Raw genomic sequence first — 16,377 nt, 5'->3', positions numbered from 1 at the left:
CTCATGTTTGAATTCGCCCAGTGTTGAACGCTTTGCTATAGGTATAATTTGGAACTTTTACATTTTACATATTTTTAATAACTGAACCGTAATTTTTGTTAAATAGTTTTACTGGTTTTTAAAATTGTAATTAAGGAAAAAGCTCACAAGATTTATTTTAAATCTCAGTAAAATAAAAGAGCTTATGAGCAGTTTAGAAGTAGGATCAAAAAAAAGACTGTCTAATTAAACTGTGAAATCCTCACCTAAATAGACCTGCCGCACTGTTTCATTTTCCAAGATTTCTTGTGGTGTACCCTCTGCAATCACTGCACCTTCACTGACAATATAAGCTTTTTCACAAATAGCCAGTGTTTCACGAACATTATGATCAGTGATGAGTACACCGATGCCACGTTCTTTCAGATTACGAATAATATCTTTAATATCGCCTACTGAAATCGGATCAACGCCTGCAAAGGGTTCATCCAGCAGCATAAATTTCGGATCAGCAGCCAGAGCACGTGCGATCTCGGCCCGACGGCGTTCACCGCCAGAAACACTCATACCTAATGAATCTTTAATATGAGTAATTTTGAAGTCATTCAGTAGTTCATTCAAACGTTGCTGACGTTGCTGTTTATTCAGGTCTCTACGGGTTTCCAGAATCGCCATGATATTTTCAGCAATTGTCAGCTTGCGAAAAATTGATGCTTCCTGAGGTAAATAGCCAATTCCCTTACGCGCACGCTCATGCATGGCCAGATCTGAAAGATCCAGATGATCCAGATGGATTTCACCTTTATCCATACGGACCAAGCCGACCACCATATAAAAACTGGTCGTTTTACCGGCTCCATTTGGACCCAGGAGACCAACAATTTGACCGCTCTGCATGGAAAAAGACACATCTTTCACAACCCAGCGTTTGTTGTAGTTTTTTGCCAGATGCTTAATAGTAAGAGTTTGTGGCTGGCTTAGTGATTGCTCCATTAATCACGTGCTCCCGGGAAATTTTTTGAAGCTGATGGTGGAATAATAATCTGTACCCGGCCTGTCGATGAACCTGTACTGTTTGATGAGCCAACAGCCTCAATATCGCCTTTATTCATGCTATAGCGCAGGGTATTTCCTCGAATACTTGCTCCATTCTGATAGAGATAAGCTCCACCAGAAAGCGTAATAATACCAGTTTCAGCATTGTAAACTATCTTTTGGGCTTCGCCACGAGCCAGACCTTTATTGGTATCGAGCTGCTGCTGGAACTTGGCAGGTTTGCCTGTAGCAGTAATCGTACTGATCTGGCGCCTTTTATTAAGCTGAGCCACAATTGAGTTGGCTTGAAGCTTCATAGTACCCTGTTCGATAATGACATTACCGGTATAAGTGGTTATACCAGTTTTTTCATTATAGGTTGCGCGGTCAGCAACCAGTGATATCGGCTGATTACGGTCAGAAGGTAGAGCCAAAGCAGCTACAGAAGTTACTCCGAGCAATGCAGTAAGTACAGCCTGTCTCAGGAAAGTTGAAGTTCGGTTATAATTAAGTGTTTGGGACATACTTTCCTCGAATATTAAAGAATTCGTATTGACCTTTATTTAAATCGGCTTTTAAACCTTGACTTACAAATTCTGCCTGAGGTGACTGCACAATAACCTGATGGTCAGTTTCCAGCTGCTTTAGCTTGGGATAACCTGTCAATTTATCGGTACGAAACTCCATAGGCCCCTGTGCGCCTAAACGGGTAGCCACTACATCCTGCGATAAGACAATTTTTTCATTGTCATTAAAGCTATTGGCCTGACGTGCAAAGAAAGTGGCATTAACTGTCCCGTCCTCATACATAGAAGCATCCAGATTATCAAGCCTGGACGTTTTTTGTTGCATATCCTGTTCCAGACGGTCAACCTTGGCTTTTACATACAGATTACCTTGCTCATCTGTTTGAGTAAGATGAATGCCTTTTGCGGAATAAGTCATGTTACGCCCTGAATTCACCTCAAGCCGTTTGCCCTTTCCACTGAAATAATAATAACCACCGCTTAGGGCTGCTATTAAAATCGCAACAACGTATAAAACTCGGGTATCCATAAGCGTGGTTCTAAGTTCTTTAAATCAGGACATCTGTTATTAATGTGGTACAGCAAGATATTTTTCAAGAAGTTCTTGGTAAACACCTTTTGCATTTAATAATATATCGCATACTTCCCGTACTGCACCGCGACCGCCCATTGACTGGGTGACCAGATCTGCACGGCGGCGTACTTCCACATGACCATTAGGTACAGTAACTTTCATACCAGCAATCGCAAAAGCAGAGAGATCAGGCCAGTCATCTCCCATATACAGGCAGTCCTCTGGTAAAAGGCCAAGCTGCGCACAGGCTTCACGTAATGCTACCCCTTTGTCTTCACGGCCCTGATAAACCAGATCAACACCCAGACTGGACATACGGGTATGTACGATATTACTGCTGCGACCGGTAATGATGATGACTTTCATACCCGCCTGCTGCACCAGCTTCATTCCCAGACCATCACGAATATCAAAAGACTTGATTTCATCGCCACTATTGGTGAGAGTAACAAAACCATCACTTAAAATTCCATCAACATCCAGAACCAGGGCCTGCATATGTCGAGCCTGTTCAAGTAAAACATATGATGCCATAGTTTTAATTCACTCCAGCCTGAATCAGATCATGCATACTGATAACACCAATAACTTTATTTGACTGGTCTACGACCACAAACTGATTGATCTTTTTATCACGTAATAATTCAAGTGCCTCAACAGCACGCGCTTCCTGAGAAATGGTATACGGATCTTTGATCATTACTTCCGATACCGGCAGGTTTACATCAAAACCCTGCTGACGATCAATCAGACGACGCAGATCACCATCGGTAAAAATACCCAATAAAGTATTTTGTGTATCTACAACAGTGGTTAAACCCAAGCGTTTATTGGAAATTTCATAGAGAACTTGATTCATCGGTGTATCGGGACTGACTTTTGGCAGCTCATCATCTTTATGCATCAAATGTTTTACATGCAAAAGTAAACGTTTGCCTAATGCCCCAGCCGGATGAGAACGGGCAAAATCATCTGCCGTAAAGCCACGTGCTTCTAGCAGCGCGACCGCAAGTGCATCACCTAGGGCCAATGTAGCAGTAGTGCTTGAGGTTGGCGCCAGACCCAGCGGACAGGCCTCTGTTAACTCGCCAAGCGTTAATGCAACATCAGCATTCTGTGGCATTGGGCCACTTTCAGTACCACTGATAGTAATTAAAGGCACTTCCAGATGTTTGATCAAAGGCATGAGCATCATGATTTCATCGCTTTTGCCAGAATTAGAGATTGCAATCAGTACATCTCCACGGACCAGCATGCCCAGATCACCATGCCCTGCTTCACCCGGGTGCATAAAGAATGAAGGCGTTCCGGTTGAAGCAAAAGTTGCGGCCATTTTACGGCCGATATGTCCTGACTTGCCCATACCTGTAACCACAACACGGCCTTTACACTGCAAGATGATTTCACAGGCGCGTTCAAAGCGTGTATCAATCTGTGCAGCCAGAATCTCTAAAGCCTGCTGTTCTATCTGTAATGTTTCTCGAGCAACTTTTTGAAAATCAATCTGCTGCGTCATATTGGATGAATTCAAGCTCAACTTACCTTAACTCTTTAAGAGTTGAATAATATCAGGAGAAAAATTTTCACTATTTTAACATAGGTCTGTAAAAGTCCGCTTTCTAAATCTGAACTTTTCACAAGTCTATAAAATTAATGCATAAAACTTTATGAAATATATCGCTTCAGTTATGATGAACTACCTTTGTTTGAGCATGTGAAGACCTGTATGCAGCCATTTGTTTTATACAACTCGGAGCAACGTAAAAAAGTTGAATTTGTACCGCGTAAAGCGGGCCATATCGACATGTATGTTTGCGGCATGACCGTGTATGACTACTGTCATATTGGGCATGCACGGGTCATGGTTGCGTTTGACTATATTATCCGTTTTTTGCGTAGTCAGGGTTGGGAAGTCAAATACGTACGTAACATTACTGATATTGATGACAAAATTATCAAACGTGCCAACGAAAATGGCGAAACAATCCAGGCTCTGACCGACCGTTTTATTCAGGCCATGAATGAAGATGCGCATCGCCTTGGCTGTCTTGAACCTGATGAAGCACCACGCGCAACTGAATATATCGACCAGATGCAGAACATGATTGGCAAGCTGGTAGACAATGGTAGTGCTTACCCGGCAACAAATGGTGACGTTTACTTTCAGGTTGAACAGTTCAATAAATATGGCCGTCTCTCTGGCCGAAAACTTGATGACATGCAAGCCGGAGCCTCTGATCGGGTTGATGTGGAAGTCGACAAGAAACATCCTTTTGACTTTGTTCTCTGGAAACATGCCAAAGAAAATGAGCCTTTCTGGAATTCTCCATGGGGCAAAGGACGTCCAGGCTGGCATATTGAATGCTCGGCCATGTCGACCTGCTGCCTCGGCAATCATTTTGATATCCACGGTGGCGGCAGTGACCTGCTATTTCCACATCATGAAAATGAGATTGCACAAAGTGAAGCCGCAACTGGTGAACAATATGTAAATTACTGGATGCACGTCGGTTTTATTAATGTAGACGGCGAGAAAATGTCAAAATCTCTCGGCAACTTCTTTACTATTCGTGACGTGATGGAGAAATTCCATCCAGAAGTTATTCGCTATTTTATCGTGTCTTCACACTATCGCAGTCCGGTGAACTTTTCTGATGTAGCACTTAAAGAAGCTAAAACAGCCCTTACCCGGTTTTACCATGCTTTTAAAGCATACCAGCAGCAGTTTAATGAAGAACTGACAGATCATTTTAGTCAAATACATCTTGAACGCTTTAATGCAGCAATGTGTGATGACTTTAACACCGCGGAAGCAATGGCTGTTCTGTTTGAACTTGCAAAGGAACTCAACCGTGCCCTGAAAGAAGAAAATGCTGAGCAGGCTAAAGTTTTTTATTCCACATTGCGTCATCTGACCAATATTTTAGGTCTGGTTCAGCATAATGTAGATGACTTTTTGAGATCTGATATTGGTCAGGAAGCACTTGGATTGTCTGAAAGTGAAATTGAAGAGCTTATTCAGCAGCGTGTAGATGCGAAAAAAGCGAAAGACTTTACCAAAGCAGATTCCATTCGACAAAATCTGCTGGACCAAGGTGTGGTTCTTGAAGATACCCGTCAGGGCACCTTATGGCGACGTGCAGATTAAACAAGCCGGACAAAGACTATTTTTAGTTTTTGTCCTGTTTTACTGTATATTTCTCGGAAATAACACTGAAAAATATCTCTATAGAGTTGTGAAAAAGTTTAAAATACCATCGGTTGATACAACAGCTAATTGACAAGCCCGGAACAGGCCTTATAATACGCTGCATATTGCGGGAATAGCTCAGTTGGTAGAGCACAACCTTGCCAAGGTTGGGGTCGCGAGTTCGAGTCTCGTTTCCCGCTCCAAAATTTAAAAAGCCTTTATCTTAGAGATAAAGGCTTTTTTTATGGCTATTCTATAAATAAGGTCGAACATAGCATCAGAATTTTTCTATAAGAGTTTAATTAAGCTGTTCCATAAATTCATCTTCAGTCATCACGATGATTCCATGCTGCCTAAGTAAAATAGCAGTCATTCCTTCGCCTGTAATTTTCTTTCCGGTAAATGAGCCATCATAAATCAGTTTTGAACCACAAGATGGACTATCTGCTTTTAGAATGACATGGCTGATATGATGCTGTTGTACCATTTTCAAAGTTTGATAGGCGCCATTTATAAAAGCCTGTGTGACATCCTGACCAGATGAGTCTAAGACTACTGCCTGCTGATTAAATACGTCTTGTGCCTGACCACCTACAATTTCAGCAGGTAATCGTGGTGTACTTAACCCTCCTGCTACTTCTGGACAGAAACTGATTGCCTGATGCGATTCAATTAAATATTTCAGCTTTTCCTGCAAGCAGTTTCCACCGTTATAGCGCACATTCTCACCAACCAGACACGCACTAATTAAGTATTTAACCATAATAATTTTTCTACCCTCTATCTCATCTGCTCAATTCTAAAGGCAGCTCTCGATAAAATATATTTCTTTAAGTTCTGTATTCTCGAAATAAAATGATTAATCAATCAAGATATTCTATATTTAACTGATTATAAAATCTCTAGAATGAAATATTAAAAATATTTTTTAATTATATTATAAGTTTAGACCTTTATATTTTAATTATACCTTTAAAGGTATAATAATATACCGCTTAGGTTTTTGACTCATTTCATATTATCTCCTAAGTTATGCGGCGTAACATTTCAGATCAAGACTATTAATCAAGAAAACTTTTATTAAATTATTTTCAGGTAGTAACCCAGAAATAATAACAAGGACGACCCTATTCTGTTTCAAAAACACCGCATATTTTTTAGCTTACGCTGGCAAGCACTTTAGCCCTCACCTTGGCTGCTTGTGGTGATGATAAATATGAGCAGATACGCTCAGCGGATCTGATTTTTGAAAGCGGTTCAGTTTATACCATGGACCCCAAATTGCCAGAAGCAGAAGCGGTAGCAGTCAAAGAAGGTAAAATTGTCTATGTAGGTGATGATACGGGACTAAAAGAGTGGCGTGGCAAGGACACCCAAATAATAAACTTGAAGGGAAAAATATTGCTCCCTGGCTTTGTAGATACGCATAATCATGCTTATTTACGTGCAGAAAATATATACTGGGTAAATCTGGAAGCCCCTTCTTTGGACTCTTATAAAGCGGCTACCCAGAATTTTCTTGCAAAGCAGCCTGAAGCCAAGCAGGTACGTGGTGTCGGATGGAACTTGAACTATGTACTGGCACAGGCAAAAGCAGCAGGACGTTCGCCAGCACAACTGCTGGATGAAATTGTGGGTAAAGATATTCTGGCTGTATTTATTACTCATGGACACCATGAAGTATGGGCAAATACCCGAGCCATGCAAAATGCAGGTATCAATGCAACTACTCCAGACCCGGTGGGAGCATTTATTGACCGCGATAGCCAAGGTACCCCAACCGGAATCTTCCGTGAGTTTGGAGCACAAAATCTGGTTATTAGTACACTTCCCCAACCTGACTTTACAGTAGCCGAATATAAAGCTGCCATACTTTCATTTCAAAAAAAATCTGGCGCCACAGCGTGGTGTGACTTCTGTTCTTGTGCCATTGCATTATCCAACAGACAGTTTTCTGGAGGCTATAAAAGCTCTAGATACTGAAGGTGAATTAACCGTGCGTTATGATTTATTACAATGGGCAGATGAAACACGTGGTACTGAACAGATTCCAGGTTTCGTAGAACGCCGTGCAAAATATCATGGCAAATTCTTCAAGACAGATTCAATCAAAATTTTTGGCACAGGTGCAAGCAGTACATATGGTTCAGTCGTCTGGGATCAGAAAGTTCTGAAAAAAACCGTAGCTGCATTGGACCGTGAAAAATTCCGCATCTATATTCATGATATAGGGCCAACCAGTACTTACAACCTTATGCTTGATGCTTTGGAGTATGCCCAAAAACAGAATGGCAAGCGCGATGCACGCCACATGATTACACACGTCAGTGATGAGGCTATCCCGACTATACCGCGCTTTCTCTCATTAGGTATCCGTGCAGATGGTCATCCCTTACCTAAAGCATTTTTCGATACCAATGTACAGCTTAGTTCATCTAGTGATTATCCAGTACGTGAATTCTATCCGATGACACGAATCTCTGCCGTTGTTCAATCTGGCATCCCTTTAAGCAGAATGCTTGCCAGCCATACAATCAACGGCGCTGAAGCAATTTTTGCTGAAAACGAAACTGGTTCAATTGAGGTAGGTAAGGCTGCTGATCTGGTTGTAATGAGCCATAATTTATATAAGCTTAAGGCTGAGGAACTGGAAAAGGCTGAGGAACTGGAAAATGCACAGGTTCTAATGACTATGTTTAATGGCAAGATTCTCTATGATGCTCAAACCGATCACACATCGAAAGAGCGTGTGACTGAGCAACCAGATAGCCATGATCATTAATTATTTCGGGGCAACCTTTAATAAAGTGAAAGTAAGGTTATAGTTTGAATGGGCTAGTATTAATTTAAGAAAAATTAGAGCCGTCTTTATGAGAGAGGCTCTTTTAATATATTATTTTTTCTGGTTATCAAGAGACTGATTAAAAGAAAATTCAGCATCTTTAATAATTTTTTCCAGGAGTTTCCGATCTGTGAAAGCATCAAGCTGTCCTGCCTCAGACTTCGCTTTTCGGTTCATAAGATCGGCTGCTTCAGGATGGCTGGTCAGTACAATATCAGCAGGCATTTTGCTTAAGCGGCGAAAACTCAGCTGATAATCCTGTACGATACCTGGATAAGTCTGATTATTCGATAATACATTTCCGGCAACAGATAAGCTGCATGGAAATACTACTTTCAGGGTTTTTCCATGTTCTTTTAAACTGGTTGACCAGGTGGTACACCCAGGAGTGTGGCCGGGAGTTAAGGTTGCCTTAAGATGTATTTTTCCCATTTTAATGACTTCTTTATCTCTTAATATATGGTCAACTTTAACCGGAGTATAAGAAAAGGACTGAAGAATATTGTCTCCTGTAGGCTTACCTGTTGTTAAAGCTGTAACTTCTTTATCCATAGCAAATACTTTAGCACCTGTATTCTTCTGAATTTGTGCTAAAGCTCCAACATGATCCCAGTGTGCATGGCTGACCAAAATAATCTTTACATCTGAAAGGTTTAGCCCAAGTTTCAGTATATTCTGCTCAATTAAAGCAGTATTTTCAGTTAGGCCTGTGTCAATTAATATAGCTTTAGAACCAGAAACAAGAAGATACGAGCCTAAACCACGCGTACCCACATAGTAGATAGGGCCAGTAATCCTGAAAGGCTCTATACTTTGTGTCCATTCTGCCGGTAGCTTCAAAGGCTCGGCAAGGATATTGCCTGTAGAGACTGTAGCAAGACCGAAAATGAATAAAAACGTATTTCTAATCTTCATTTAAAACATCACCTGATATTTATACTGTCAAAAATAAATAAAGAATTTTAAAAATTAATCTATTAAATTAAAATATATTTTCAAATTATATTTTAGCTTTGGTTTTTAGCTGCAAGAATATTAAAGCTGTTAGAATAATTCTTTATTTTAAGTTTATAATTAAAAAATAATGACCCAGTTTTTAATTTTATTAAAATTAACTTTTTTATAAAACTGGCTACTTGTAATAAGTTAAAAAACTTTCTTATAAAGTTTCTCTTATAATTAATTTTTTATTATTATTTTTAGAATACTGGATTTTTTATCCAGTTTTATGCTTAATATCTATCCAATAGAGTTAATTATAAAATTACTCTCCCCATACTTCTGCCACAATTTCATTCACTAATTGAAGTTTGCGCCACTGTGCGTCGTAAGGGACTCTATTTCCTTCTTCGGTTGAAGAGAAGCCACATTGTGGACTAAGTGCGAGCTGTTCAAGTGGTAAATATTGGGAAGCTTCATGAATACGTGCGATGATGGCCTGTTTATTTTCCAGCTCTTCTACCTTCGAAGTAATCAGACCGAGAACAACTTCTGCATTACTGCCTTGTAGTTTAGCTAAAGGTTCAAAACCACCTGCGCGCTCTGTGTCATATTCCAGAAAATAGCGGTCTATATTTTTAAGATGTTTAAAGATATAGTCTTCTATGGATTCATATCCACCCTGGTAGTGCCAGGTAGAAGAAAAATTACCACGACAGATATGCAGACCAACCACCAGATGTTCGGGTTTATTTTCAAGGGCAATATTCAGGGTCTGAACACAAAAGTCAGCTAACTGGTCCAAGTCGACCCCGGCGGCTTGCTCACGCGCACGGTCTTCTTCACTGATCAAATACGCCCAGAATACATCATCAATCTGCAAATATCGGCAGCCCAAGTCATGAAATGCTTGTACTGCTTTGCGGTAAGCCAGTCCCAAGTCAACCACATATTGCTGAATATCTTCACCATACGTATTATTAAAACGTAATTTAGGCCGCATCATCATATTTGGACTTGGAATGGTCATTTTGGCCATACCATTAGTGCCTACCGCATCATGCAAAAATTTATAATGCGCCAGATGTGGATGATTTTCTGGAAAATCGAGTTTGCCTACAATACGTACATTATGGGGCTTGGTCTCGATACCATGAAACTTTAAACCGACACTATCCTCATACCCTTCAGCACCGATCAGGTTTTCCATAAAATCATAATGCCACCAAGCACGACGTAATTCGCCATCAGTAATTGCCTTGATATTATTTTCTTTTTGCAACGCAATAATCTTTAATATTTCTTCATTTTCGATCTGAGTAAGTTCAGCTTGGCTCAATTTGGCATCAGCAACAGCTTGACGTGCTTCTTTTAGTCGTAAAGGACGTAGGAAACTGCCCACATGATCAGCTTTATAGCCAGCATATAGCTTTCGGGCTTGAGGAGAAGTATTGCTCATAAATCAGCCTTAATATTAATAAAATTCAATATATTTTCATTAAATACAATTTTATTCACTTTAGCGAATGCTCAAAAAACAACCTTAAAATAAATTATAAATATAAAAAACAAAATCTTATATTAATATGTGCTGATTAAAACAACACTATAATGAGTAAAACTCAAGTTAAATTGAAAATATATCAGCCTGTGAAGTGATAGAATTCAAAAAGGGCTTTATTTATCAGTCAACTGTTATTTGAATATTTAAATATGACTTCTTAGAGTTTAGAAAATAATAAACTAATAACAATAGATTGAATTCATCAAATTCTTAGCCAAAAGTTTTTTTATTTAGTTATAGTACTGTAAAAATTATATCAACCCACAACAGCCAGAATTTTCTGACTCTGCAAATGCCTTTTAATAGACTCCAATTTTTATCCGTATTTAATAATTCTATTGCTGGTGTTATTTGTAACAAATGTCATTACTCATGAGTAGCAACTATGGGGTATTAACTAATTCAGCTCTTGATACAGTTTGACCTGCATGAGAAACAGCGATGCTCTTGTCATAGGTGTATTATGTAATTTATTTTTCAGACCTTATTCTTCTGCAGTACATATTAACCTAATGATGAAATATAGATAGTTTTTAATTCAGTTATAGGCGCAGGACGGGCATAAAAATAACCTTGTAAAAGATCGCAGCCCTGCTGGTAGAGAAAGGCCGCCTGTTTCAGGGTTTCGACTCCCTCGGCTACAACTTCCAGGTTTAATTGATGAGCCAGATGGATAATAGACTGAACTATCGCAGCATCCTGGTCACTCTCTGTAAGATGCTCAATAAAACTTCGATCCAGTTTGATCTGGTTAATTGGTAAACGTCGTAAATAGCTCAAACTGGAATAACCTGTACCAAAGTCATCTATAGATACCTGTACCCCTAGCTCTCGTATAGATTTTAAAATTTCAATAGCACGGTCAGCGCCAATAATTACCATACCCTCAGTGACTTCTATTTTGAGAAGCTCAGGTGTTAATTTGCTAATTTCCAGTGCATGTTCCAGTTCTTGCAAGAAACCTGCTCTACGAAACTGTAAAGGCGAAATATTAACCGAAACAGTAAGCTGACTCTGATGAGTCTTATTCCATTCAGCAATATCCATACAGGCTTTTTTGAGCACCCATTGTCCAATTGCAACAATCTGTCCCGTTCTTTCAGCTAAAGGAATAAAAATATCAGGAAAAATATATCCCCGCTGTGGATGATTCCAGCGGATGAGTGCTTCCACGCCTTTGACCAGACCTGTTGCAGGATTAATCAAGGGTTGGTAAAAGAGGTTAAATTGATTATCGTTTAAAGCTTCCATCAGCTCTAGGCGTAAGTGCGCGTAGTCAATTACTGGCATAACTTTTTTATTGGCTTCTTCATACCAGTGCCAGGTATTACGACCTTGTCTTTTTGCTTCTTTCATGGCTAAAACAGCATGATATAAAAGTTCTGACGAACGCTGTATAGAACAGTCATCAGCGACAATACCAATACTGGCACTCAGATGGATTTTATGCTCATCAATTTGAAAAGGTTGTGTAAAGAGTTTTAGAATCTCTTCAGCAGTTGTAATTACTTCTGACCGTTTATTTCGATTCACCATTAATAACGCAAACTCATCACCTGCAAAACGGCCCAGGAAATCGCCAGTTTGTAAAAGTGCTTGCAGGCGATCGCTTACACTTTTAATAATCTGGTCACCAATCAGGTGCCCCAGACTATCATTGAGCGGCTTAAAATCGTCTAGGTCAATATAACAAAGGAATAAGGGCTTAGAACTATGATGTTGAGTTTTGAAGGCCTGCTGTAAGTTGGTTTCAAAGGTCTGCCGGTTAGCTAGACCAGTCAAATGATCATGACTATGCTGATGGGTAATATAGTCTTCATGAATACGCTGTTGAGTAATATCTTCCTGAATTCCCAAAAAATGTGTACATCTACCTGCCTCATCAAAAACCGGACCCAACATTAAACGGTTCCAGAACCAGCTCCCGTCTTTACGATAATTTTTAACGGTTACTTGTATTTCTTTGTGTTCCTTTAAAGCCCGCTGTACTAAAGCAATCTTTTCAGCTTCTGTCTCCGGCCCTTGCAAAAAGTGGCATGTCTTGCCCATAACATCTTCTTCGGTATAACCCGTCATATGTAAAAAGGCTGGATTAACATAAACGATTTTTCGCTCGGCGGTAGCATCCGTAATTATAATTCCATTAGGACTGGCATTCACTCCACGTTTTAATAACCGCAAGTGTTCCTGATTTTTACGCCGTAATGTAATATCACGGGCAATACCGAATACTCCCGTTACCTGATGATTTTGTTTAATCGGTAAATTAGTCAGATCGAGCCAGATCATTTCACCAGAAGCATGATAAGCCGGAATTTCATAGTATTGTGCATTTCCCTGCATTGCCTCTTTAAACGCTTTATCTGCAATATCACGATATTCAGCAGGTAAAAATGAACTGTAATGCTTTCCCCTGATTTGCTCATCAGAAAAACCAATAATTTTACGAGAGGCAATATTTGTACTCACCATGATACCTTGCGTATCAATTTCAAAAATTGCATCAGGGTGATAAGTATAAAAAGAACTATATTTTTCGCTTATTGCAATTCTCTGCTTGCGTTCAAGGTCAAGTTCGATTGCCAAGGCAACCATGGCCGCAGCCTGTTTTAATAACTTGATATTATGATCAGTAGGTTTTCTTAATGTCCGATAATAAGTTGCAAACGTCCCGTAAAGAGTTCCCCGTGCACTAAGAATAGGCGTCGACCAGCAGGTATAAAGCTTTTCGAGCTTGATCGAGGCCTGATAGGGAGTCCAGTAAATATCTTTCAATAAATTTTCACTGACGACCATTTTACGCAAATATGCTGCCCTGCCACATGTTCTTTCATCTGGTGCAATATTTATATTGTCTATGGTCTCCCCATACTGTTTAGAAAAATTCTGCTTGCCGCTAGTAAATTTCAGAATTTGTTCCTGTTCAGAATAAAGCATAATTGCTACAAGAACATTTGAAATGCGGGACTCTAGCCAGGTACTTGCCGCGCTTAAAATAAGATGAAGTTCAGTATGCTGACCAATCAGATTAAAAATATGGTAAGTATCGTGGTCATCACAATTGTTATTCATTTAGAATCCCTAACCTCCTTGGCTCTCTTACATTCTAGCTTTATCCCTAGCCTTATTATTATAACAAACTACCTTAATTCACCATTTTTCTACATTAGTTGCCTATTTTTTGTTTTTAGAAAGTAATCTTGATTCAGTTTTACCATTTTTTATCTGCTGAAATCTAGCTCCAAGAAGGTTTTAATTAGAATTAAATCAATCTGGCCCTGATCCAGCTTCATAGTTTAATTTTTTACATAATTAAAATTTTAATAAAATCTATTAGACTTTTATACTAAAGATATAAATGTATAGATATTAGCTTTAAGTTAATTTAAATAATATAGGTTAATACTTATTAATTTCTTATAAATATAAATTTTAAATTTATTTCTTAAGCAAAATAGAATAATTAAAATATATTACCTTATACCATTTATAAATTTTAATTTACATAAAGATAATAAAACTATATAAAAATAGATTTCAATCGAATATATATAATTTTCTAAGGCCGCTTTATATTGGGGCTTAAATTAGTTCTATTTCTAAAAATTTACATAAATTTTAAATTAGATCAAGAATTTTATTTAAATATTAATTTATATTTTTCAGCAAATTAATATATTTTATTTTTTATTTAGAAAACTGGCACTACTTTTGCTAAGCATTTAGACAGACACAAAATAAAAACAGGAGTGTTTGTGATGCATAACTCATCAGCAACAGATGTACTAGAGAATAGTCCTTCTTCTGCCGCCAATGAAACCCTAGAGGATTATACGTTACGTTATGCGCCTCACAGTTTTAGACGCTGGAGTCCAAAGGTAGTAGCCATTACAGCATTAGGCGGAATTGCTTATCTGGCAGATTTTTCTATTGGTGCCAGTATCGGCATGGCATATGGTACTACAAATGCAGTGTTTTCAATTCTATTTGCGGCGCTCATTATTTTTTTAACAGGTATTCCACTGGCTTATTATGCAGCACGTTACAATATTGATCTGGACCTGATTACACGTGGAGCTGGATTTGGCTACTTTGGTTCAGTGCTAACCAGTATCATCTTTGCCAGTTTTACCTTTATTTTCTTTGCGCTTGAGGGATCAATTATGGCGCAAGGCTTGTTACTGGGTTTAGGTATTCCCCTCTGGGCAGGCTATCTGGTCTCTACCGTGCTGGTTATTCCACTAGTTATTTATGGTATGAAAGCTCTCACTAAATTACAGGTCTGGACTACCCCAATCTGGCTGATACTGATGATCGGACCGGTCGCTTATCTGATTTATCAGGAACCTGATCTGATAAGCCAGTTTGCTGCTTATGGCGGAAATGAGGGATTTGCAGTATTAGACATGGCAGCAATCATGCTGGGTGCAGGAATCTGTCTTTCACTCATCATGCAAATTGGTGAACAGATTGATTACCTGCGTTTTATGCCCGCTAAAACTAAGGAAAATAGTAAATCCTGGTGGATCGCAGTAATTTCTGCAGGTCCGGGCTGGGTCATTTTGGGTGCAATCAAGCAAATTATTGGGGCATTTTTAGGTTTTTATCTTCTTACAAAAATTCCAGGTGTAAACAGTACTGAACCTGTGCAACAGTTCAATGCAGCATTCCATGACATGTTACCAGGCTGGCTGGCTCTCAGTCTTGCTGTCATTCTGGTGGTAATTTCACAGATCAAAATCAATGTTACCAATGCCTATTCAGGATCACTGGCTTGGACGAGTGCTTATACCCGTATTACCAAGCATTATCCGGGTCGGATTATCTTTGTGATGGTCAATCTGGCCATTGCACTGGCACTGATGGAAGGCAATATGTTTGCAGTTTTAGGTAAAATCCTAGGTTTTTACTCTAACTTTGCAATAGCCTGGGTAGTGGTGGTCGCGACTGATATTGCTATTAATAAATATGTACTAAAGCTTTCTCCTAAAGAGCCTGAATACCGCCGTGACATGCTTTATAACATTAACCCGGTAGGCATGGTGTCATTTCTGGTAGCGGCTGGTTTATCTATTGCGGCATTCTTTGGCCTGCTTGGTGAATTTCTGGCACCTTATTCCCCTCTGATTGCACTGTTGGTAGCTTTTATCCTGACGCCCCTGATGGGTTTACTGACCAAGGGCAAATACTATATTAAAAATACTAATGATGGCCTGAAAGAGGCACGCTACGATACAGAAGGCACACCGGTAGCAACTGTCTATCACTGTGTAGCATGTAATGAAAATTATGAACGGCCAGATGTGATGTATTCGCATCGGCACAGTGGAGTGATCTGTTCTTTGTGCAAAACAATGGAAAAATAATAAATATAAGAGAACAAGAATAAAAATAAAGAAAATAATAAAATCATACATCAGGCTTCTATTTAGAAGCCTATTTTTATTGCCAGATATTAATATTTTGTACTGATTAATTTATTTCGAAGTATTTATTATTAATCTTTTAAAATAATTAATTCACTCTTATTTTAAATTTAATGATAATTAAAAATGAAATATCTTATATTTGAATAATTAAACATCTCTATTATTAAATTCTTCAGCTACTTTAGACTATAGCGATAATTAACTTGATATAGATAATGCTAATTTTCTAAAGCTGATTACTCATGCCTTAACTTGATACAAGGCAAGATGCATAGCTGGGCGAATTCAAACATGAGGT

General features: G+C 38.9%; 13 protein-coding genes and 1 tRNA gene. 5 read left to right on the top strand and 9 right to left on the bottom strand.

All coding sequences use genetic code 11. The features are described 5' to 3' along the window. Positions 1-225 precede the first annotated feature (225 nt). From lptB to B3X18_RS12275, 5 genes are read right to left on the bottom strand one after another with little or no spacing between them, the layout of a single operon-like run. Positions 226-972, bottom strand: a complete 747-nt coding sequence (gene lptB, locus B3X18_RS12295) for an LPS export ABC transporter ATP-binding protein (RefSeq protein ID WP_005019697.1) — start codon at positions 970-972, stop codon at positions 226-228. Beyond that, complete coding sequence (lptA, locus tag B3X18_RS12290; protein ID WP_017401170.1) at positions 972-1,538, bottom strand: lipopolysaccharide transport periplasmic protein LptA; 567 nt, start codon at positions 1,536-1,538, stop codon at positions 972-974. The genes lptB and lptA overlap by 1 nt, the downstream gene beginning before the upstream one ends. Beyond that, positions 1,522-2,070 carry an LPS export ABC transporter periplasmic protein LptC gene (gene lptC / locus B3X18_RS12285; RefSeq protein ID WP_005026609.1) on the bottom strand — a complete coding sequence of 183 codons (549 nt, stop codon included), beginning with the start codon at positions 2,068-2,070 and terminating at the stop codon, positions 1,522-1,524. The genes lptA and lptC overlap by 17 nt, the downstream gene beginning before the upstream one ends. A gap of 39 nt (positions 2,071-2,109) precedes the next feature. Beyond that, positions 2,110-2,649 (bottom strand): KdsC family phosphatase, encoded by a 540-nt coding sequence (locus B3X18_RS12280; protein WP_005019694.1) that lies wholly within the window; start codon positions 2,647-2,649, stop codon positions 2,110-2,112. A gap of 4 nt (positions 2,650-2,653) precedes the next feature. Beyond that, entirely contained in the window at positions 2,654-3,631 is a 978-nt protein-coding gene (locus B3X18_RS12275; protein ID WP_005019693.1) for a KpsF/GutQ family sugar-phosphate isomerase, read from the bottom strand. Positions 3,632-3,841: 210 nt separating this feature from the next. On the opposite strand from B3X18_RS12275, the gene cysS reads away from it, so the two are divergent. Together cysS and B3X18_RS12265 are read left to right on the top strand one after the other, a co-directional pair. Next, complete coding sequence (gene cysS / locus B3X18_RS12270; RefSeq protein ID WP_005026613.1) at positions 3,842-5,263, top strand: cysteine--tRNA ligase; 1,422 nt, start codon at positions 3,842-3,844, stop codon at positions 5,261-5,263. Positions 5,264-5,432: 169 nt separating this feature from the next. Continuing rightward, a tRNA-Gly gene (locus B3X18_RS12265) sits at positions 5,433-5,508 on the top strand. 95 nt (positions 5,509-5,603) lie between these two features. On the opposite strand, the gene B3X18_RS12260 is transcribed toward B3X18_RS12265, so the two are convergent. Then, the gene (locus B3X18_RS12260) at positions 5,604-6,068 is read right to left on the bottom strand and encodes a DUF523 domain-containing protein (protein ID WP_005026616.1); all 465 of its coding nucleotides are present in this window, start codon (positions 6,066-6,068) and stop codon (positions 5,604-5,606) included. 428 nt (positions 6,069-6,496) lie between these two features. Between B3X18_RS12260 and B3X18_RS12255 the strand changes: the two genes are divergently transcribed. Further along, positions 6,497-7,288, top strand: coding sequence for an amidohydrolase family protein (locus tag B3X18_RS12255; protein WP_005026618.1), 792 nt, complete (start codon positions 6,497-6,499; stop codon positions 7,286-7,288). Continuing rightward, entirely contained in the window at positions 7,215-8,087 is an 873-nt protein-coding gene (locus B3X18_RS12250) for an amidohydrolase family protein (RefSeq protein ID WP_080592100.1), read from the top strand. The genes B3X18_RS12255 and B3X18_RS12250 overlap by 74 nt, the downstream gene beginning before the upstream one ends. A 111-nt stretch (positions 8,088-8,198) precedes the next feature. On the opposite strand, the gene bla is transcribed toward B3X18_RS12250, so the two are convergent. The 3 genes from bla to B3X18_RS12235 all read right to left on the bottom strand — a co-directional run bounded on the left by bla (position 8,199) and on the right by B3X18_RS12235 (position 13,722). Beyond that, positions 8,199-9,062: a putative subclass B3 metallo-beta-lactamase gene (gene bla / locus B3X18_RS12245; protein WP_005026621.1), complete on the bottom strand. Its 864-nt coding sequence runs from the start codon at positions 9,060-9,062 to the stop codon at positions 8,199-8,201. Between the two features lie 349 nt (positions 9,063-9,411). After that, complete coding sequence (locus tag B3X18_RS12240) at positions 9,412-10,545, bottom strand: 5-methyltetrahydropteroyltriglutamate--homocysteine S-methyltransferase (protein ID WP_034671064.1); 1,134 nt, start codon at positions 10,543-10,545, stop codon at positions 9,412-9,414. A 609-nt stretch (positions 10,546-11,154) separates the two neighbouring features. Beyond that, positions 11,155-13,722: a bifunctional diguanylate cyclase/phosphodiesterase gene (locus tag B3X18_RS12235; RefSeq protein WP_005026623.1), complete on the bottom strand. Its 2,568-nt coding sequence runs from the start codon at positions 13,720-13,722 to the stop codon at positions 11,155-11,157. A gap of 686 nt (positions 13,723-14,408) precedes the next feature. Between B3X18_RS12235 and B3X18_RS12230 the strand changes: the two genes are divergently transcribed. Continuing rightward, complete coding sequence (locus B3X18_RS12230) at positions 14,409-16,016, top strand: purine-cytosine permease family protein (protein ID WP_005026624.1); 1,608 nt, start codon at positions 14,409-14,411, stop codon at positions 16,014-16,016. Positions 16,017-16,377 lie beyond the last annotated feature (361 nt).

This window comes from Acinetobacter sp. UBA6571, from assembly GCF_002434085.1.
Lineage (GTDB): Bacteria > Pseudomonadota > Gammaproteobacteria > Pseudomonadales > Moraxellaceae > Acinetobacter > Acinetobacter radioresistens.
The sequence above is the reverse complement of the archived record's forward strand: the minus strand, read 5'-3'. Positions and strand labels throughout refer to the sequence as shown.

What these genes read in the sequence shown, in the direction of transcription:
- lptB (WP_005019697.1), bottom strand. Translation starts at nt 972, where the DNA reads ATGGAGCAATCACTAAGCCAGCCACAAACTCTTACTATTAAGCATCTG.
- lptA (WP_017401170.1), bottom strand. Translation starts at nt 1,538, where the DNA reads ATGTCCCAAACACTTAATTATAACCGAACTTCAACTTTCCTGAGACAG.
- lptC (WP_005026609.1), bottom strand. Translation starts at nt 2,070, where the DNA reads ATGGATACCCGAGTTTTATACGTTGTTGCGATTTTAATAGCAGCCCTA.
- B3X18_RS12280 (WP_005019694.1), bottom strand. Translation starts at nt 2,649, where the DNA reads ATGGCATCATATGTTTTACTTGAACAGGCTCGACATATGCAGGCCCTG.
- B3X18_RS12275 (WP_005019693.1), bottom strand. Translation starts at nt 3,631, where the DNA reads ATGACGCAGCAGATTGATTTTCAAAAAGTTGCTCGAGAAACATTACAG.
- cysS (WP_005026613.1), top strand. Translation starts at nt 3,842, where the DNA reads ATGCAGCCATTTGTTTTATACAACTCGGAGCAACGTAAAAAAGTTGAA.
- B3X18_RS12260 (WP_005026616.1), bottom strand. Translation starts at nt 6,068, where the DNA reads ATGGTTAAATACTTAATTAGTGCGTGTCTGGTTGGTGAGAATGTGCGC.
- bla (WP_005026621.1), bottom strand. Translation starts at nt 9,062, where the DNA reads ATGAAGATTAGAAATACGTTTTTATTCATTTTCGGTCTTGCTACAGTC.
- B3X18_RS12240 (WP_034671064.1), bottom strand. Translation starts at nt 10,545, where the DNA reads ATGAGCAATACTTCTCCTCAAGCCCGAAAGCTATATGCTGGCTATAAA.
- B3X18_RS12235 (WP_005026623.1), bottom strand. Translation starts at nt 13,722, where the DNA reads ATGAATAACAATTGTGATGACCACGATACTTACCATATTTTTAATCTG.
- B3X18_RS12230 (WP_005026624.1), top strand. Translation starts at nt 14,409, where the DNA reads ATGCATAACTCATCAGCAACAGATGTACTAGAGAATAGTCCTTCTTCT.